We start from the raw sequence: 20,364 nt of genomic DNA, 5'->3' as shown, positions 1-20,364 counted from the left end.
ATTTGATGTATCGGCCTAAATATATAGGTAGTCATTAACTATCACCCAGACTTCACTTCATCACCCGTATATACATTGCTAAAATAACCCACAATATATATAAAGTCATGGGTATATCGGAGGGTCCGGATGTTTACTATTATACAGGGAGTCCTAATCGCTTCCTCAATAATTAACATGAAAGGTGGCTCTCTTTGGAGTCAAATAATTGAATTACGTCGAGAATCAAGAAACCTTCTATGGGAGTATTGGCTAACAGAAACATTATTTACTTTCAATTGGTGGTTCCTTGTTATAACAACGATTGCTTTTGTTCTAATTTGGCTTAGATTATTAGATAAAAAAAGACTCATTGAAGTTGTTTTATTTGGTCTTATGATCGGATCTATAGGATTCTTTTTGGATATTTCAGGAGTTTCATTTGTCATGTGGTCTTATCCTGATAAGATTTTTCCTATTATTCCTCCAATCATTGAAATCCATAAATTTCATCTTCCTATTGTGTATATGATTGTTTATCAATATTTCCCTAACTGGAAACCATTTTTACTTGTTATGACTGTATGTGCTTTGTTTTTTTCATTTGTTTTAGAACCGATTACAGTTTGGCTAGGGATATACGAAATTTATCATTGGAAGTACATTTATTCCTTCCCTATTTACATTATTATTGGTGTAATTTGTAAATGGGTCATTGAAAAGTTGAAACAAATAGATGGGCATTATTGATGTAGTCAATATAGGTTAAGAATAGTGATCATTTTTACTCTACCTATCTAAATAAATTAAATTTTTATTTAAATTTTGGTGGGGCTAGTTTATTTTTAAGACTAATTTAATAGAAAGGAAATTAGTGCAAAGTCTCCCCTACTTGATAAATAATTAACTTGTATGTTAATATAATCTTTGTCCTTATAAGACACATTTATTTATACTACGGGGCTGGCTGTGACACTGGTGTTCGCCACGGTCTTCAAAACCGCTTGGGAGGCGCGTGCCGTCTCCGGTAGGTTCGATTCCTACACAGTCCCGCCAAATCAACGTTTTTAAGACCTGATCAAATTTAGGTTTTACATATAGACCGTGTGGGCAAAACAAAGAAAACCGTTCAACCTCCTTTGCTATGTAGGGATCTTTCCCCTCAAATCGAAGGAGGTTTTTATTTTGGCAAACCAAAGTAAACGTAAGGGTAGGAAGACCATTTCACAAAGAGCGTTTTATGATGAAGTTCCTTTAGCTGAAGAGAAAAAGGAGCAACAGTTAGATGTATTATTTGATACATTTATGAAGTCAAAAGAACTTGAAGGGTTAAGAGAACGTACACTAAAGGATCACAGTACCCATTTTCGGTATTTTGTTTCATTTTTAAACAATGCTTATCCAAGTGTTAAACTAGGCATAGATATTACCACTGAAATGGTAAGGGATTATATTTATTACATGACAAAAGAAAAGATGCTTTGGGATGATCATACCAGCTCAGCTTATAAGCATATAGAAAAGAAGGGTCTCTCTCCTGTCACAGTTAATGTACGGCTAAGAACCTTGAAATGCTTTTTCAAGTTTTTATTTGATGAAAATTATATTCGAATTAACCCTACAGCACGAATAAAGCTCTTAAAAACGAAAGAAGATACCATTCCGTCGTTCTCAGAAACACAAGTCCAAGACCTATTAAAGCAGCCTGATCAAAGGAGCTATGCAGGCTTTAGAGATTATGTGTTAATGGTTACGTTTATTGATACAGGAATCCGATGCAAAGAGATATTGGGCATAGAGAAAAAGCACTTTGATGAAATCCAAAAGACAATAACAATTCCTGCCCATTTAGCAAAGAATGGTAAAGAAAGAATCGTGCCTCTTTCACAAAAAACAGCAAAGTTAATTAAAATACTAATCAATGAAAGTAGGGCATTTGAAGACCCCGCTGATAACATTTTTCTGAGCAATTTTGGAGAAAAATTAGATGCAAGTGGAGTTAGAGAAAGAATTAAAGGTTATGGAGATAAATCAGACATAAGCGATGTAAGAGTTTCCCCTCATACGTTCCGACATACATTTGCGAAGTTTTATATTTTAAATGGTGGTGATCCTTTTACACTTCAGAGGATACTGGGACATTCTAGCATGAACATGGTGAGAAAATACATTCAGATGAATGGAGAAGATATCAAATCGCAACATCATCAATATAGTCCTATTCAGCATTTGATGGAAAGTTAAACAATTAGCTATTTTAATAAGTAAGCCATCAACTATAGTAAATGATAATAGTTGATGGCTTTTATTTGAAACATTTTTTCGAGTTGGATTATTAAGAAATTTTTTTCTTAATCCTTTTTACTAAGTGGCGAATGCTTACCCTTTATTTCTCTAAGAGTATTAGTTGAAAATCGTGAATACTTTTTAGAGGCTACCTCAGTTGTATGTCCCATGATAGCCATCATAGAACGCGGATCTCCTCCATTTCTCAGGTAATCAATACAGAATGTATGGCGTAATTTATGTGGATGTACGGATTCTGTTATTCCTGCTTTCTCTTTATATTTGGTAAGGTTACTCCTAAAGCTACTAGCAGCTAGTTTTTTCCCAGTTGTACTGCTTATGAAAATATGGAAAGATTCATCATTTACTTCATTGTTCATTTTGATTAGCTGCTTTAATAGGAAGCCTGTTCTTTTTCTAATTGGAACAATACGAAATTCCCCATCTTTAGTAACTTGTGAAGGGAATTTAATGTAGAGTTCTTCCAAGTTTACATCATCAAGAGTCAAATTCAATGTTTCAGTAATCCGAGGTCCGTCATCTAACAAGATATTTATGATACAATAATCTCGAAATCCATGAAAAGTCTTGCGGTCAGGTGCTTTTAGTAGTAGTGAATAATCTTTCACACTTAAGAATTTAGGTTCTGTCTCATCTACCTTTAATTTCTTTATCCCTTTCCAAGGAGATTGTTGAATGTACCCTTCCTCAACATAAAAATTGAATTGTGCCTTAAGTGAATTGGTCCGTATGTTTATCGTAGAAGGACTTAGACCTTTTTTATCCTTTGTTATATGTCGATGATCATCATAAAGTACTTTTTCTTCCAACATATATTCAATGTACTTTTGGCATGTTTTTTTATCAATCTGTTCTAGGTAGGTAAACGCCTTGTTTCTCAGCTTAAGAAATCCTTTAAAATAATTAAGGTGTGTGATATGGTCCTTTATGGTCCGTGCTTTTTCTCCACCAATCTTTTTTTGAAAGATAAACTCTTCAAATGCATCTTCTAGCTTGATATTGTTACGGTATTCTATCAACATCTACAACTCCTTAAATAAGAAAAAGCACCCAAACGAGACCTAAGTAATTAGGCTTCGTGAGGGTGCTTCCCTTTTCGATTATTAAATTTGTGAATCTATCTATGATGTAATCTTAAAATAGATTTTATGTGACGGCAACAACAGGTACACAAAAAAATAAAAAAATTTTTATTAAAGCCTAAGAGCAGAAATGTTGTTTATAATCACCTTCAAAAAAGGTCTTATGGAAATTGTTACAAAGCATAAATTGCTACCGGTGGTCAGTCTAGAGAAAGCCTCATAACCCCTTATTTTAAAAGGTTTCATAGGGATAGTGTATAAAATTTGTGTAATGAAGTTTGGGTATTTTTGAAAAGAAAATAATTAGTAAATGGATTAGAAATTATTTTATAAATTCTCTTTTCCTCAACAACACGATTCAATAGTTTTTATATATGTGCACTTTAATTATACTATATTTATCCTCATATTTCTCTTCTTTTATCTTGCATAATTCATGCTCCTGTTATAACACATATTTAGTTAATTAATGGAGATAAATCTTCCTGTTTCATCAATTCCCAACCGCTTTTTATTTTTAACTAACTCTCTCCATAAACCATTATAAAGTCCTTTGTGCAAATAATTACAAACCGTTTCCTCCGCTATAGAAAGTAGTAACTGGTTTATATTTAATCTTGAATGATCAACCGCTTGAATTTTATTAGGTAAATTTCCCTTTATTATTGTTGGATTTCTATTAATTAGTGATTCTAGGTATTTATCATTAGCCTTTATATGAAAGCCATATGGACCGAATTCTACATAAGGATACTTTGTTAAATTACCTGAACTCTTATGTATACCTTTATAGGTTAATTTATTCTTTTTATGAAGCCTTTTTAAAGTAATATGTTTCAAAGTATAATAGTTCTCTTTCATAATATTGTAGTAGTTTATAGCTTCTCTAGGTAATCTAGGGGAGTTAAATTTCACTTCATCTCTATATGCTTTAGCCTGTTTATTAATTAACCACAAAGCCCAAGCTAGTTTTTCTTCAGGATTCTCCTCTTCTATAAATATAAAATCTTCTTCGTCCTCTGGCCAATCTTCATCATCTAGTAACTCAAAATCACCTAAATCTAAGTCCTCATGTAACCTGATTTCTTCTTCATAATCTGAACAGTCTAAGTAACCTTGTAACATATTTCCTTCTTGATCAAGATAGATTCTTATTGCCGGTCGATAAATATGTTCATATACATACACATGGACATCATTATCAGTGTCTATCCAACCAAGTTCGTAATTCCCTCTTAACCATTCTTGTTTATCCAGATTTTCTTTGCCCCAATCGATTTGAGCTATCGCCTTTTCTAAAGGGTCCATTTTCTTTGTCATATTCAATCAACCGCCTGATTTTTTATTTAGTTACTAAACTTTATAATAGTCAAATGAATCCGAATATATTATATTCTTTTCAAAAGAAGAATTTCAATATGTTTATAATTGGACTAAAAAGATTAATTAACTTACTCTGCTTTTCATCACTTAGCTGATAGAACATTGACAGGCCTGCAAAGATAGTTGCTGCAATTGATAATACAACTGTAATAATTGAAAGTGCAAAAGACCTTCTTCTTAGAGAGTTGTTTGTTTTAATTTCAAGCAATTGAACGGTGTCGTCTATAATTTTTGCAAAGTGTTGAGAATGTTCATATGTTTTATCAACAATATACTTAGTGTTATCCACAACCATTTCAGTAGCACTCATACTGATATACCTAGGTCTTGATGGTTCAAATTCAGAGATTGTATTTATTTTAGATTTCACTCTATTGAAGTACTTATCACCAATTTCATTTCTAAATCTCTTGAGGATTTGCAAGTTTCGTTCTAATTCATACCTTATATTTATCAATTTATGATAATTAGGCTTGGCCTTTTTAATAGATGAAAAAGTTTTATTTTGTTGAATAGCAACCTTCTCACTGGTATCTACCGCATACTCTCTCATCACCATAATCGGTAGAAGTAAATTTGCAAATTCTTCTAGCATATAAACAATTTGAAAATCAAGTGAATGATACATTGGTTCCCGTCTAATTGTTGAATTACAAATAACCTTTAATGAACTATCAATTAAGTGGGGTCTTCTTCCTTCGGAAAATAGTTGCCAGTACCCATCCTTAGATATATCACTAAAAGTACTATCCATTCCGATTGAATCCCAGAACGAACTTCTTTTCTCATTTTCAGCATGCTTAAAAGTACAAGAATTTTGATTTACCTTGTAGACTTCGACACTAGGAGGAATCAGTTTCTTATTTGTGAAATATAAGGGGAAGTATTTACTGATTTCTTTCATTGTCCTCCATTTTAGTTCTATTATCAAATCTTCTAACTTCTGATTCTTTACAATTTCATATGATAAGCTTTTCCCTCCCCAAAACTTTAAAAGATTCTTAAACCTAAGGTCAAATGAATGACCCTCTTTTATATCACTTACAATTAGCTTTTTATACTGTCTAATATACTCATCGGAAGGAGTTATAATAAATTGCAAAATAATTGAGGAGGACGACAAGTGTGTTGCATAAATGTGTATGTTTTTTACAACTTCAGAAACATTTTTCTCCACAGAAAGATCTATAAAACCAAAGTTATTCCAACGTCCTCCATGAATGCTCTTTTTAACCTGATTGCAAAATTCATCTACTCGCTCAGCTTGTCCATGTTGAAAACGAAATGGATAGTTTTTCACCAGTTTTTTTAGTCCTTTGTTTAGCTTATCCACGTCCTCAATGGGTATGTATTCAGCTACATAAACAGAAAGCAAATCTAAGTCGATGTCTTGAGGGATTTTAGATGTACTAATATGTTCTCTTTCCCAACCTTCTACATTAATTCTTGCTGATTCTAGTACTTTAGGAATATATTTTGAATTCACCTTCCAATTCTCATCCAAAGGAATCTTCTTAATATAGGGTACAGTAAATTCAGTTAATTTCTTTTCGAACTTTTCTTTCATACTTAATCTAAATCGACTATGCGGATTCTTTATCTGTATCATTTATATTCCCCCGAAAAATTCCCTTACCACTAATTATCCAATAGTTTTCTCCCGTTAACCATGTGTTTTTCTCAATTGAAAATTATTTTTATATTACTGTTATTCTTGTGGAGTACTAGATTTTCTAATTGCTCTTCCTGTTATCAGGTCTCCTGGATTTCTTACTCGTAATTTTTTAATGTTTGATTGCTCTATATAAAGTAGAGCTGCTTATTTAGTAATCTCACAGATATCTCATCAAGAGTCATTTTATTATTATCCTATCATGAAATAGTTTAAGTATATTGTATAAATTTTGTTTGTTACTCTAAATTCTAGCATATCCTTATCGCAATTTAATTCTCCCTCTATTAATGAGATGTTGTATATTAGATACTATTAAGTCCCTTATATCAATAAATCTATTTTGTATCATTTGACTACACCTAATTGAAACCCAAGAGATAACAGTCTGATGAAGGTATCTAAGTTTTCTAAAACTTGACACTTAGAGAAATTCAATTGTTAATCAACCTAATATACCCGCTTCTCTGTTCTGTTCATCTTCTATTCTTATTTATGTAATTGCCTTTATTCCACCAATGTTAGTTCTTTGAGATCATGTTCTGTAAATGTAGGTGAATTAATTAATTGTCCCGGCAATTCCCCTCATCAGTCCCATTTATTTAATTGTCCTTTTCATTTTTTGCACTTGGGGATTGTATGTCTTATTATTAAAATTAAGCTGAAGCGATTCTGCACTCTCTCCTTTTAAAATAAAATATAAAAATGAAGAATCCCGCCTCTGGTCGGAAACAGGAGCGGGTATCATTTTCTATTGCATAGTATCGTTGTACTGTGTAGCAAACGCCTTATTATATAGTGGTTTTTATTCAAATTAAAAAAGCCCATTTTCTTTATATTCATTAGTTCAGAATAATAATACCCATTTCCTATTTTAAAAGTTGTCACACACAGTCAATCATTTTCAATAATGTCGTTTTTACTGTGTTTCGGCTAGGTATTATAGGATTTTTTACAGCGTGTCTAATTTAATACTAAAAAGGCTAATTTCTAACGAATTTAATTCATCATCCCAGAAACCTAATTGTATAAGGTTATCTTTGCCTTCTGAGTATTTTTGATCATTTAAAAGAACTGTCGACACTGTAGCTGAATACTCTTTTTCAGGTAATCCTTGTCTCAGAAGGTTTTTGAATCCATTTACTATGATATTGCGATTTCTCGTACCTTGTAATACACCTTGTTGGTACATTTTAATTTTATTTAAGATATCCTCTAATGATTCTTGAACTTGATTTCCAATTAGAAATCTGGGTAGTACCAGTCTATCCATCTCATTTAAATAAAGTATATCTATAGTGTTATTGCCAATATCATCTTTACCCAATAATCTATATAACCTCATCCCTAAATGCTCTTTAGGATTAGTATCACATGGGTTAATTATTGGTTCGCTTTTCGGATCATAATCCAATTTATTCCCATTACATCTTTTACATGACGGCAATAAATTTTCCCATTCAACAACTAAATCTGGATAGTCTTTTTTGGGGTAAAAATGCTCAACTTCCATGTATTTGCTCTCTTCATTAACAAGACATTCGCAGTAGCTACACTTGTTATTTGACATACCCAGTAAGTCTCTTTTAATATAATTTTTATTCCAGACATTAGATCCATCTTGTTTATACCTATGTATTAGTTCCTTAACGATTTCATCAGTTAATTCTTGAGGTTTAGGTACTCTTTCTAATTTTATCAAATCATCTCACCACCCAATGTTGCCAATTGAAGTTTTAAAAGTGTTCTCAATGGGTTCTTTGGGTGTAGCATAAGATTTAGAACTTCAAAAGCTTTATTTGCTTCTTCTAGATTTTCTTGCGATAATGCTCTTTCAAAATCATTTAAAGTACTTAAATATAACTCAGAATTTGTTTCACTTAAGCCCATAACATCAGTTAATATTTCTTCAATGGTCCATCCCTGGAAACCATACTTGCTGTTAGGTAATTCCCTTACGAATACTTGTTGAAGTTCATTAAGACTTAAAGGAATTATTTCATTAGGCTCCGCTGCTTGTATCATATGGGGGCTATGTGTTGTAGCTATTATTTGTGCATTAGGCAGAACATACTTTAACACTTTTACTAATTTCCCTTGCCATTGAGGATGAAGGTGCATATCTGCCTCATCTATTAATAAAATACCATCAAAATCCTTTACCTTCATAGTAGGCTCTTTAAATCTATATTCAATTTGCTTTATGAGACCCAATAACAGAATTAAAACCGATTTATAGCCAGATGATAGATATTCAAAATATATATCTTTATTAAATGAGTTTAGCAAGATTTCATGGGTTGAGGGGTTTACATTCTTAAATGAAACATTTTCGTCAATAATACCAAAACATTCTTTTGCTAACTCAAAGTTTTCTCTTTGTTCTTGGGTCAGAAGACCTTCATGAGCTGACCATAAATATCTGCTTAAAAACCAGCTTTTTATGTCATCATTGTTAGTCTGTTGAAGTAGTTGCTGTGCAATAGAATTTTCATTAGAGTCAGGGTCACGCGAAATTGCGTTAACCGGAACGTAATTTAATGGACGATGCGATTTAAATATCACCACTTTTTTTGCAAATTTTCTCGGTAAAGTCCCTTGCCCATTTTCTTGATTCTCATGAGGATGAAAAAATCGCCTTCTTTCTCGTGAATTATGTATATGGCCGTCATTCTCAACCGTAATGTCCCATAATCCCTCATCATGTCTTGAATTCCTTCGTAGCGTTTTAGAACCGTATGGACTAAAAGAATGACTAATACAATCTAATATTGTCGTTTTCCCTACTCCGTTAGGACCGGAAATTAAATTGAGTCCAGGATTAAACTGAATATTTAAATCATCTATTCCACCTATTCCTCGGATTTTAATTTCGACTACCTTCATTTTACTTGCCCCCTCTTATTTTCTTAACTATTTTTATCATTTAGGTTACCTTCAACAATATGACTGTTACGTGCTCTTACATTATCACAATTATTTTAACATAAATATCCATTATCTTAGTTAAATATATGGCCTGATTGTTGAATAAGGCAGATGGATAAAACTTCTTTACCTTAACGTACTTCATAAACGAAATTATTTATTGCACAGTATGTGTCTGCCACGTAATACACGAGTTAGTCTGGACCGTGTACAAGAAGACTTAAATTTTGAAAATCAATCAACTTTTATAACATATTTGACTATCCATAATACGGCTTTATATCTTTTACCATCAGAAAGATCGCAGTGGTAAATAGCCTGTCATTCTTTGTACACTATTTGGCGTGGGGCTTAAAAGCTAGCCAGCATTTAGATAATTACACGAGAATAATAGTTCATACAAATACCCGCTCCTTACCGTTTAAGAATTGGAGCGGGCATTATGATTTCAATAAAAACCGTACAGTGCTTTTCGAAATTTTAATTACTCTTTTCTTTTCAACTCTTTAATCACACCTAAACGATCTTGCTCTGTCGTGTGGTTTTTTCCTGGGTACCAATTATAACGAACCGCTTTCGCATGGTTGTAATCAACAGTAATTGTCATTGATGTACTCTTCAATCAAAGCAGGTGGCATAGGGGTATCAATAAAATATTCTAAGACCTCTTCCGATAAATTCCCAACCACAATATCAATAATCTTATTAAATTCATTGCACTTTTTTTCTATAAACTCAGGTGTTAATCCTAAATTGTAGTATGCAAATCGTTGATTTGCTTCTTTTTAAAGCCATTAAGTTATATAATAGTCAACAATACACCGTAAAAGAAATTGAGGAAATGACTGGAGTATCAAAAGCAACATTATATCGATCATTAAGAGAACAAAAATAGATACTCTGGTTTACTGACACCAGTTACAGAAACGAATTTTCCAACAAAAAAACCCCTCCTTTTCTTTTTTGGAGAAGTGGAGCGGGTTTTGACATTTAAAATTGAAAAAGTTTGATAGGAATAAATGTATCTCCAATCTTACTTAATCAGAGTATATTTCTTACCTTCATTGTGTTTATTTTAATTTTAGCTTCTCAAATTGGGCCTTATACTTATTATTTAAAGCATTTAACCATTGATTATGCTCATCGGTTAATCTATACAGTCTAAATCCCTCTTTATGAATATTTGGAATATCAATAAATTTCTTCTGAATAAGAGCATTACTTAAGCCAAATTCACAAATTTCTTTATCAATTTTTTCACTAGGTTTTAAAAATATCCCCTCATCAAAATCAGCATATAAGCTACCATTTTTGTATTCATTTAATAACATTGACATTGAGTATTTTTGTTTAATTTGCTCTGTAATTTCTAATTCCTCCATATATTTAATAAAATCCAAAGTAGTAAAAAAATTATCACTATCTAAAAAGGCCTTAAATTCTTTAATATAATTAAAATCAGCATCTAATGAGTCATTATCATTTTCACCACTCTGTTTTGAGTATGTTTCGAACTTGTTAAGTATCTCTCTAAACATCATAATTGTTCCCCAGCTTTGCGAGATTTTTCTATGATGGTTTCTTATTCTCTTGTTTAGATATTTCCAATCAGTTTTTACTCCATTATAAACATTTAGAGCTGCTGTATTTAACATAGGTAATTTACCAAATTCCTCAAAAGCAATATGAGCACATAGATAGGATCTCGCATATTTTTGGTAATCATATAAAAGCTCCGCCTCCTCTAAAAGCTCACTAGCATTTCCATGAATTTTAGAAAAAATCTTTTCTATTTCCTCTACTTTTAATTGATTAAAACTCATACAATCACTCCTGATTAAAAATGTAACCACCAAATCCTTACCATTCATTGTATATGTATTTATAGATTAAAAGAAGGAAAGCCTCTTAGCTCCTCCTTTTAATTTGCTGAAATAATTTTTCAAATGTATGGCTCAATATTTTCTTTCCCTACATTTTAAAGCTAGGCTGATCATATAAATTTAAAGTTGTTATATTATATTCCTAGAATAGTTGTAGATATTTTCATTAAAATACAATATAGATGTCCGATTAGACATTCCCGTGTTCTGAATACTTATGCAACAAAAAAAGATTAACTAACAAACATAAATGTAGTAAATCAAAATGTTTCAGTGGTCAAACATACTTGTTCAGTAGAAAATATATGATTTTTATTAAATATAATAAATCAGGAGAAAGAAACAATTTCTGCCTCTTTCTCCTGCTTCCTTGTAAAAAATACCTACTTTTCAATTAGTATTCTTTTTAACCGCCAATTTCTTCTTCCGTCAGTGTGATACCCTTTCCCATTTGGCATGATCGGGTCCCGTCATACTTTAGGTCACGTCCATTTCAACTGACGAGATTGAGTTCTTTCTTCCACCCTTTAGGTGATTAAGATAATATACCGAAATGTTGGACAATTTCATATTTTATGTCTGCCATCGTAACCCGCTCCTTAAAATAATATAAACGTGCTTACCCGTGATTCCGTAGTTCATTGTAGACTTCATCAATCATATCTTCCATTAAGAATTCTTTGAACTCTGTATCTTCAAGGATCTTCATAAAGAATTCTTCATTATTTTGCATACGATTAACGACAAAATCCATAAATGTACGATTAAAACTAAACTTAAAATTATCCTTGGTATTGCTCTTGGCTTTTTGTGCCAAATCTTGATCGGCTTTCATATCCTCAACAATCTGGTCTCTTGATAGTTTATCAGCTTTCGTAAATTCCGTTCCAAAGCGTTCATTCATCCGTTCAATAATCGAAGAAAGACGTTCTTTTTCTTCTTCTCCTCCTGCAGCGCTACCGTGTTTACCTGGCGTGAGGTATTCACCACCCGTTTCATTAAGCGATATGCTTCCTTCAAACGTTTTCTCATTTCGATAATACTCTAAAGCAACATCATCTGAGAGGTACACAGGGTCTTCGGCTTTGCGTGGGAGTTTCTTCAATAGTGAACTTAAGTAAATAAATCGTTTATGAAGATCGACATCAGAAAAAGGCCCAATCTGTAAAACAAAGGCATACGTTCTAACAAATTTCATCGCTGATGATTTAAAATAATCTTGTGTGTCCTCTTCAAGGTCGTTGGTAAACCTTTGTACCGCAGGATCAAGGGCAGCATTTAGTTTCCCTTGAAAGCGTGCACTTTTCGCTGGCTGGTCACTATATTGAAGGTTAGCAACGGTATTCACTTCATCTTCGGTATAAACTTGCATGGCATCCAGTTCATGTTGAACATCATATAGGATATTGGGATCAGTTGTTTCACCAAGCCCTGTGATCTCATAATACGTTTGGAAGGCGGCCTGAATCGTATCGGGATCATTAACAAAATCTAAAATAAAGGTATCATCTTTGCCTTTACACGTTCGATTTAAGCGTGAAAGAGTTTGCACCGCCTTGATGCCATCGAGTGGCTTATCGACATACATTGTATGAAGTAACGGCTCATCAAAGCCTGTTTGATACTTCTCAGCAACTATCAAGACTTGATAATCATCGGTATGAAACTTCTCGGGTAATTCTTTCTCACTAAATTCGTTTATGTCCGCTTCCGTATAGGATAATCCACTATCTTCAACAGTCCCTGAGAATGCAACAAGCGTTCGCAGGTCGGTATAACCCTTTGCTTTGAGGTATTTATCAAAGGCAATCTTATATCGCACCGCATGAAGACGACTTCCTGTAACGACCATCGCTTTCGCTCGCCCATTGATTTTGTGCCTTGTGACGTTTCGAAAATGCTCCACCATAATCTCTGTTTTTTGTGCGATATTATGCGGATGAAGGGATACGTAACGAGCAATTTGTCGGCTTGCTTTGTTCTTCACTACTTCTGGGTCCTCTTCGATGCTTTTTTCGATTTTGTAAAAGGTTTGATACGTGACGTAGTTTTTTAATACATCATGAATAAAGCCTTCCTCAATCGCTTGACGCATGGAATAAAGATGAAACGGTTCATACGTGCCATCTTCTCTTGGGGTTCCAAAACGTTCCACGGTCTTAGGTTTTGGTGTAGCCGTGAAAGCAAAAAAGGAAATATTCGACTGATCACCGCTTTTTGCAATCTCTTCTATCATACGTTCTTCTGCATCCGTTGCTTCCCCTTCTTCCATAATACTTTGTTCATAGGCTTCTTCTAATGTTTTATTGGAAAGAAGGGCGGTCATTGCTGATGAAGCCTTTCCACCTTGTGAACTGTGGGCTTCGTCGATGATGATTCCATACATTCCTCGACTGAATTCCCCCACTTTATCAAGGATAAACGGAAACTTTTGTAGCGTTGTGATAATGATTTTTGTCTTGTTTTTGATTGCTTTCGCTAACTGATTAGAGTCTTCATCGATTTTTTCAACCATGCCCGCCTTATGCTCTAACTGATAAACCGCATCTTGAAGTTGTTTGTCTAACACGCGACGGTCGGTAATGACAATAACGCCATCAAAGACAGGTTGTTCTTCTTCATAATGAAGTTTTGCCAAGCGGTGGGACAACCAGGAAATGCTATTGGTTTTACCACTTCCTGCCGAGTGTTGAATTAAATAGTTCTTCCCTGCTCTGTGTTCCATCACATCAGCTTCGATTTTTCGTACTGCATCAAGTTGATGGTAACGAGGAAATATCACAATTTCTTTCTCATCAATAATGTCGCCATTGCTATCACGAATGCTTTCTTTCTGAATATAGACAAAGCGAAAAAGAATGTCGATTAAACTATCAGGTTTAAGAATTTCTTTCCAAAGATACGATGTTCGATAATCCCCTTCCACAATCGGATTTCCCTTCCCTCCATTATTTCCTCGATTGAACGGGAGAAAAAACGTCTTGTCTTTATTTAACTGTGTCGTCATATACACTTCATCGGTATCAATTCCAAAGAACACGACCACACGTTTTTTGAATTGGAAAAGGAGTTCATTTGGATCACGATCTTTATTAAATTGTTTTATCGAATGTTCAACTGTTTGCCCTGTCAATTGGTTTTTTAACTCCATAACTACTAACGGCAATCCATTGACCGATAGCATCATATCAATCGATTTTTTACTTCCAGCTCTATAATAGACTTGGCGACTGACACTAAAAATGTTTTGTTTATACTTTTCAATGAGCGTTCGGTTCATATCTGTCGGTGGTTTGTTGTAAGCAAGTTTCAGTGTTACGCCATAGTCCTTCACACCATGACGAAGGCAATCAATCATCCCCCGACGTTTGAGTTCTTTATCGATGCGATCCATGATCTTGAACTGAGCCTCGTCTTTATAGGCTTTCCTCAACCGTTCCATCGACTTCGGTTGGGTCGCTTCTAAAAACGTAAAAAGCGTTTCTTGATCTATCGCCCACTTTTGAAAAGTAGCAAGAACAGGGCCTGTCAGCACTCGCTGTTGAAAGCCAGCTTCCATCAGTTGAAGTTCAATATTCTCTTCAAAGCCTCTTTCACTCATATCGATACTCATGATAATGACACCTCCTCCTGTTCGGCTTCACTCACCATCTCTCGAACGTCAATTTTACCCGTAACTGCTTCGTAGATGAGGGACTGATGGTATTCTTTGAGTAAATGGATCTGTTTTGATAAAAGATTTGATAGATTATCGAAATAATTTAAATTACTTTGAATTTGGTTGATTATTTCATTTTGTTCCTTAAGAGGCGGGAATACCCCAAGTAGCCTCTTTATATTAACTATCGATATTCGTTTCAGGGCCGAGCCTTTCATAAAACTAAATATCTGATTTTGTATTATATTACTCATAATTAATAAATTAAAATATTCTGGAACTACCTTTTCAAGTTTCGGACTAATAATTACTAATGATGAAGCTACAACAAAGTTTTTTTCTGTATTTACTACTACTGATTTCCCAACTGTCCCATCTTTACTAAGCAAAATATCTTTGTAATTAGGTTTACATCCTGTCTTAACCATATATTCATAACTATCAATTGAAGTTTTTAATGAATTATCAAAATCAATTTGGCCATTTTTAATATCAACTACAGAGATAAAATGTTCATCTTCACTATTTGTGTCAGGAGATATATGAGCTCCATCCGTAATACCGTTTGCCATATGCTTTAATTGAGCAAGTTCCCAATGCTCAGGAATCTCCCCAATCCATTCCACACCAGAGTTCTTCATCTTCACATTCGGGTCTAGCCCTTTCGTGACCGCTTCCGTAATGACCACTCGACGCTTTTCTTCGAGTAGTTCGATCAGTTTTTCTTTGTCTGCAATCAAGTCGTCGATCTCGGTGGTTTTTTGATCTAAAAAGGAAGTTATTATATCTTGTTCATCTATTGATGGTAAGGCTATTTTAATTGAACCAACTGTTTCAGTGTTTAAATTTAGTTGAGTTCCCAACTTACCTAACCCTTTATATGGTTCTCCTGATGCAAAAATATAATATAAAAACTTTATATTTTCCTTATACTCTGGAAAGTAAACAAACCCATCATGAATACAACATTTTATTTTAGATATACAAGGTTTTCCAACACTACCCGCAATGCTTAAAAAGATGCTTCCTTCATTCAATTTAACACTCAAATTGCTTCCTATTTTAGACATTCTTTGCGTGGTTTTTTCCAGGTACATTTTGGACTTGGTAACATCCGATATTCGAACCCAGGCATATTCTCCGTTTTCATCAAAATATTTTGGGTCATCAATAGGTCTAGGCGATGCGCCTCTTTTTATGCTAGTTAACCACTTTATCTTTTTCACTTCCCAATCAGAAGGGATTTCTTTTAACCAAACTTCTTTACTATCAGTTAAACTTTGATTGCTATCTTTCTTCACACCATCACCTTCTTCAATTTCTCTAAAATACTTGCTTCAAGTTTTTGTATTTCCGCTTTGATTTCACTAGAAGGCCGTAGTTCTTGATATTGATAAAAATGTCGTGTGAACGGAATTTCATAACCGACCTTCGTTTTCTCTTCATCGATCCAAGCATCGGGAACGTGTGGCAACACTTCTCGTTCAAAGTAGTCATGAATGTTCTCTTTTAGTGGCACGTTTTCCGTATCTCGTAAGTTTGGATCGGGTTCGACATCGCCTTTTTTATTTTTCAAACATACGTCGGCAGTTTCATCTTTCTCCGATAATGCTGCAAAGATCGCTTTCTGTAATGGGGCTTTCACATCAATTCCTGCGTTCGCGAACGTTACTTTAAGTTTCTCTGTAAACGTTTCTCGGTTTTTATACAGTGTTCGATCATTCAACTTCTGTAACGCTTCGATGATTGCTTTTTGCCTTTTCTTTCCTTCTTCTTCCTCTTTCATCCCTGCCTCGCCTTTTTTCTTTGACTTTGCAAGGTTTTGGAATGCTTTTTGTTTATGTATACGTTTAATTCGTTCGTCATCGACTTTAAAATTGAGTTTCAATGGTCGTTCAACAACAATCTTTTGGTATCCAAAGTCTTCATTATCAAAGATCTTCACGTTATCGGATTCCTTAAACTCTCCATAAATGCGAATAATTTCATTGATCTGCTCAGGTGAAATCTCATGTCGTTTTTCTCCCATGCTCTTACGCATTTTCTGATAGAAATCTACCGCATTGACGAGTTGGATCTTTCCGTTACGCCATGCAGATTTATGGTTAGTCAAAATCCAAATGTATGTGGAAATGCCCGTATTGTAGAAAAGGCTTGTAGGCATCGCGATAATGCCTTCTACAAGGTCATTTTCAATCATGTAGCGACGGATTTCACTTTCTCCACTACCAGCATCTCCTGTAAATAAAGGGGAGCCGTTCATAATAATCGCTAAACGGGAGCCTTTCGGATTCTCGTCACTAACGGGCTTCATTTTCGATACTAGATGTTGCAAGAACAATAGTTGACCATCACCAATACGAGGTAAACCAGCACCGAAACGTCCGTTCAGGCCTAAACTTTCATGTTCTTCACGTACAACTTTTTCAGAAGGCTTCCACTCAACACCATATGGCGGATTGGAAATTAGATAGTCAAACTTCGCTGTTGGAAAGGCATCACGGGTTAACGTATTGCCAAAGCGAATGTTTTGCGCTTCTTCTCCTTTAATAAGGGTATCAGCCTTACACATGGCAAAAGATTCTTCGTTAATCTCTTGAGCAAAAAACTCTAACTCGGCAGATTCATTCATCTCTTTTAAATATTCTTGAGCGATGGACCCCATGCCACCTGTTCCTGCACACCCATCATAGAGCGTTTGAGTAATACCTGGTTTCGTTAAGATTTCATCATCATCGTTGAACATCAATCCTACCATGAGGCGAACCACTTCTCGAGGCGTGTAATGATCCCCTGCTTCAGCATGTTCTGAATAACGACGGATCAATTCTTCGAAAATGTATCCCATTTCAAGATTGGAGACGACATCCGGATGTAGATCAACTTCTGAAAAGCGTTTTACTGTCAAATATAGAAGATCATTACGATCCATCTTTTCAATTTGCTTATCAAAATCAAAATACTCAATAATTTCACGAGCGACTTTTGAAAATCCATTTATGTAATCTCGAAGATTTTCCGCAATGTTATCGGAATCATTGAGAAGTTTGTTGAAATCATAGTTACTCGTATTGTTAAAGCGCTGCTTTGATTTTCGATTCAATATTTCATCTCTTGCTTCTTCGGGTAAGTGTTTGAATTGTTCGTAACTTTTTAATACATCTTCTTTCGTATCTTCTAGGACGTTATCAAAGCGTCGTAAGACCGCCATTGGTAAAATGACCTTACCGTAGTCTTCTGGCTTGTAAGGCCCTCTTAATATCTCTGCAATTGTCCATAAGAAATTCACTTTATCTTGAAAGTTTACCATGTCATATTCTCCTTTTTTCTCCACTAATGTATTGTTGTTCTTCTCTTTTCTTTACTTCACGATAGAACGAACTCCGACTGACTTTGGTGATTGCACAAATCTCTTTCACAGTCTTATCACCTTTTTCATACAACTCAATTGCATGATTCATTCCAGGGTGCTCAACCGTATATTTTTTTACCCGACCTTTAAACTTACCTTTAATTTTTGCTTGTTTAATGCCCTCCTGCTGTCTCATGCGGATCATTTTACGTTCATATTCCGATAAACCAGACATAACAGTTAATAGGAATCCCGAAAAGGGATTTTCATCTGTCATATCAAACCAAGAATCTTTAATCGAACACAAAGCGACTCCCTGACCTTTTAAATGATCGACGAGTTGCAGTAAATCAACGGTTGAGCGGCTAATTCGATCCAAACTATGTACAACAACAACGTCCCCTTCACTCACTTTGCTTAGTAAGTCATGAAGAACTGGCCGATCCGTCGTTGCTCCACTCACTTTTTCTTCGTAAATCACTTCGCAGCCCACTTCTTTAAGAGACGACCGCTGACGATCTAAATTTTGATCCATACTAGACACCCTAGCGTATCCAAACTTCAAAATATCACCTCAATATGGGATAAATTTACTATAATTCTACTTCTATTTTTGGAATAAGTAAATGGGATGCTCTAAGTGCAATTAAATCAACAAACAGAAAAAGTCCCAATAGAGTAAACTCTATTGGGATACATGCTTTCAAATCTATTTTTATAACCCGCTCCCTCTCAAACGATATCAAGAGCGAGTTTGCTTAATAAATACGGCATACAATATTATTTTAGTTATTTACAAAGCCAATTTATCCTTTTCAAAACTTTTCTTCCATTCTATTTCTTTTTAAACTTAAGGTATCTTCAATAAGTAGAATGCCAAATATATTAAACTGAAAGAGGTTGAGAAAATTGAAAAAAACAAATTGCGCATGGTGTGGAAAGGAAATCTTCACTAACCATCTAAAGGAAAGAAATTATTGCAAAGAGTGCTATGGTTTTGCAAATGCAGTAAGAAATGGAACTTACATAAAACAAGTAAAGGCAGAGTTAAAAGAAATCACTTGGAACAAAGATATAGCTTATCTAATAGGAGTTATTGCCACAGACGGAACTCTAAGGAGAAATCGCCCTCAAATAAAAATCACTAGCAAAAGCAAACGGTTTTTAACCGATTTACTCTATAAGATTATCATTGAGTTTACCGGTAGAGACCAAAATGTAAATGAAGTAACAGCAAAATTCCAAGAAAAAGAGTACACTCATTATCAACTTCAATTTACCTCTACTCCTTTCTATGAATTTTGCTTAAGAATTGGATTAGAACCAAAAAAGACATACACATTAAATAAGCTTGCAATTCCTGATGAGTATTTTAGTGATTTTTTACGAGGTGTTATAGATGGGGATGGCAACTATAATTTGGATAAACGAAGAAAAACGACCTCTATTCGTATATACAGTGGCTCCGAAGACTTTCTGAAATGGATAGATGCTAAATGTATTAAACTGTTCGGAGTGAGCGGAGCCAAGTTTCATAAATCTAGCAATGAGTTAGGTGAAAAGTACATACTTGTTTATCATTCCTTCCATGATGTTGTAAACATTTTAGCAAGAATGTATTCTGATTATCATGTTTGTTATGAAGATAAGAAAGAAGCAATCATTGATATACTTAATGATTTAGAGAATTTAAAACAGAAATATGCAGCCCCGTCTAGAATCGGGCAGTTTGTAAAATGTGCATATGGCTTTTGTGAAAACAAATTTGTAGCAAAAGCAAATGATCATTTTTATTGTTCTATTAATTGTGGCGATAAACAGCGGAAATACCCCAATAAGGAACGCTTAATGGTTACATGCGCCCGCCATGATTGCCAGCAAGAGTTTCTCCAAACTACTGCTAATAATAAGTACTGTTCTGAACATTTATCCTATAAAAAATCGATCTAGTTTAATTAGACCCGCTCCTCATAATTATCAAAAAGGGAGCTGGTTTTCTTCTTTTTGCAAAAAATAATACAATCATTTTATACGTTTCAAAGTAGTTTTTAAAAATTAAAATCACCTTTTCAAAATTTCCCTCAAAAAAAATCTCTAGTTATACTTGTGTCGAATAAAAG

Annotated in this window: 14 protein-coding genes and 1 tRNA gene; 4 read left to right on the top strand and 11 right to left on the bottom strand. The window is 34.2% G+C overall.

Features of this window, described 5'->3' with window-relative positions; translation table 11 throughout:
- Positions 1-129: 129 nt before the first annotated feature.
- The 3 genes from MF646_RS09465 to MF646_RS09455 all read left to right on the top strand — a co-directional run bounded on the left by MF646_RS09465 (position 130) and on the right by MF646_RS09455 (position 2,223).
- Positions 130-729: a CBO0543 family protein gene (locus MF646_RS09465; protein ID WP_250096251.1), complete on the top strand. Its 600-nt coding sequence runs from the start codon at positions 130-132 to the stop codon at positions 727-729.
- Between the two features lie 209 nt (positions 730-938).
- Positions 939-1,035 (top strand) — tRNA-Sec (locus MF646_RS09460).
- Positions 1,036-1,164: 129 nt separating this feature from the next.
- On the top strand, positions 1,165-2,223 hold the full coding sequence (locus MF646_RS09455; protein WP_250096250.1) for a tyrosine-type recombinase/integrase: 1,059 nt from the start codon (positions 1,165-1,167) through the stop codon (positions 2,221-2,223).
- A gap of 107 nt (positions 2,224-2,330) precedes the next feature.
- Here the strand turns inward: MF646_RS09455 and MF646_RS09450 are convergent, their stop codons facing one another.
- The 11 genes from MF646_RS09450 to MF646_RS09405 all read right to left on the bottom strand — a co-directional run bounded on the left by MF646_RS09450 (position 2,331) and on the right by MF646_RS09405 (position 18,812).
- Positions 2,331-3,308 carry a tyrosine-type recombinase/integrase gene (locus MF646_RS09450; RefSeq protein WP_250096249.1) on the bottom strand — a complete coding sequence of 326 codons (978 nt, stop codon included), beginning with the start codon at positions 3,306-3,308 and terminating at the stop codon, positions 2,331-2,333.
- Between the two features lie 522 nt (positions 3,309-3,830).
- Positions 3,831-4,688: a hypothetical protein gene (locus tag MF646_RS09445; protein WP_250096248.1), complete on the bottom strand. Its 858-nt coding sequence runs from the start codon at positions 4,686-4,688 to the stop codon at positions 3,831-3,833.
- 79 nt (positions 4,689-4,767) lie between these two features.
- Positions 4,768-6,360, bottom strand: a complete 1,593-nt coding sequence (locus tag MF646_RS09440) for a hypothetical protein (protein WP_250096247.1) — start codon at positions 6,358-6,360, stop codon at positions 4,768-4,770.
- 1,015 nt (positions 6,361-7,375) lie between these two features.
- Positions 7,376-8,125 (bottom strand): HNH endonuclease, encoded by a 750-nt coding sequence (locus MF646_RS09435; protein ID WP_250096246.1) that lies wholly within the window; start codon positions 8,123-8,125, stop codon positions 7,376-7,378.
- On the bottom strand, positions 8,122-9,309 hold the full coding sequence (locus MF646_RS09430; protein WP_250096245.1) for an AAA family ATPase: 1,188 nt from the start codon (positions 9,307-9,309) through the stop codon (positions 8,122-8,124). Before MF646_RS09430 ends, MF646_RS09435 begins: the two co-directional genes overlap by 4 nt.
- A gap of 526 nt (positions 9,310-9,835) precedes the next feature.
- Positions 9,836-9,958 carry a hypothetical protein gene (locus tag MF646_RS23250; RefSeq protein WP_275980265.1) on the bottom strand — a complete coding sequence of 41 codons (123 nt, stop codon included), beginning with the start codon at positions 9,956-9,958 and terminating at the stop codon, positions 9,836-9,838.
- 463 nt (positions 9,959-10,421) lie between these two features.
- On the bottom strand, positions 10,422-11,174 hold the full coding sequence (locus tag MF646_RS09425) for an AbiV family abortive infection protein (RefSeq protein ID WP_250096244.1): 753 nt from the start codon (positions 11,172-11,174) through the stop codon (positions 10,422-10,424).
- Positions 11,175-11,853: 679 nt separating this feature from the next.
- Positions 11,854-14,847, bottom strand: a complete 2,994-nt coding sequence (locus MF646_RS09420; protein WP_250096243.1) for a type I restriction endonuclease subunit R — start codon at positions 14,845-14,847, stop codon at positions 11,854-11,856.
- The gene (locus MF646_RS23415) at positions 14,844-16,193 is read right to left on the bottom strand and encodes a restriction endonuclease subunit S (protein ID WP_250096242.1); all 1,350 of its coding nucleotides are present in this window, start codon (positions 16,191-16,193) and stop codon (positions 14,844-14,846) included. The genes MF646_RS09420 and MF646_RS23415 overlap by 4 nt, the downstream gene beginning before the upstream one ends.
- Positions 16,190-18,202: a type I restriction-modification system subunit M gene (locus MF646_RS09410; RefSeq protein ID WP_250096241.1), complete on the bottom strand. Its 2,013-nt coding sequence runs from the start codon at positions 18,200-18,202 to the stop codon at positions 16,190-16,192. Before MF646_RS09410 ends, MF646_RS23415 begins: the two co-directional genes overlap by 4 nt.
- 1 nt (position 18,203) lies before the next feature.
- Complete coding sequence (locus MF646_RS09405; protein WP_250096365.1) at positions 18,204-18,812, bottom strand: recombinase family protein; 609 nt, start codon at positions 18,810-18,812, stop codon at positions 18,204-18,206.
- Positions 18,813-19,153: 341 nt separating this feature from the next.
- On the opposite strand from MF646_RS09405, the gene MF646_RS09400 reads away from it, so the two are divergent.
- The gene (locus MF646_RS09400) at positions 19,154-20,194 is read left to right on the top strand and encodes a hypothetical protein (protein ID WP_250096240.1); all 1,041 of its coding nucleotides are present in this window, start codon (positions 19,154-19,156) and stop codon (positions 20,192-20,194) included.
- The last annotated feature ends 170 nt before the right edge of the window (positions 20,195-20,364 follow it).

The sequence above is a fragment of the Halalkalibacter alkaliphilus genome (genome assembly GCF_023555415.1).
Lineage (GTDB): Bacteria > Bacillota > Bacilli > Bacillales > Bacillaceae_D > Halalkalibacter > Halalkalibacter alkaliphilus.
Note: the sequence above shows the minus strand (reverse complement) of the source record. Positions and strands in the feature narration are given on the sequence as shown.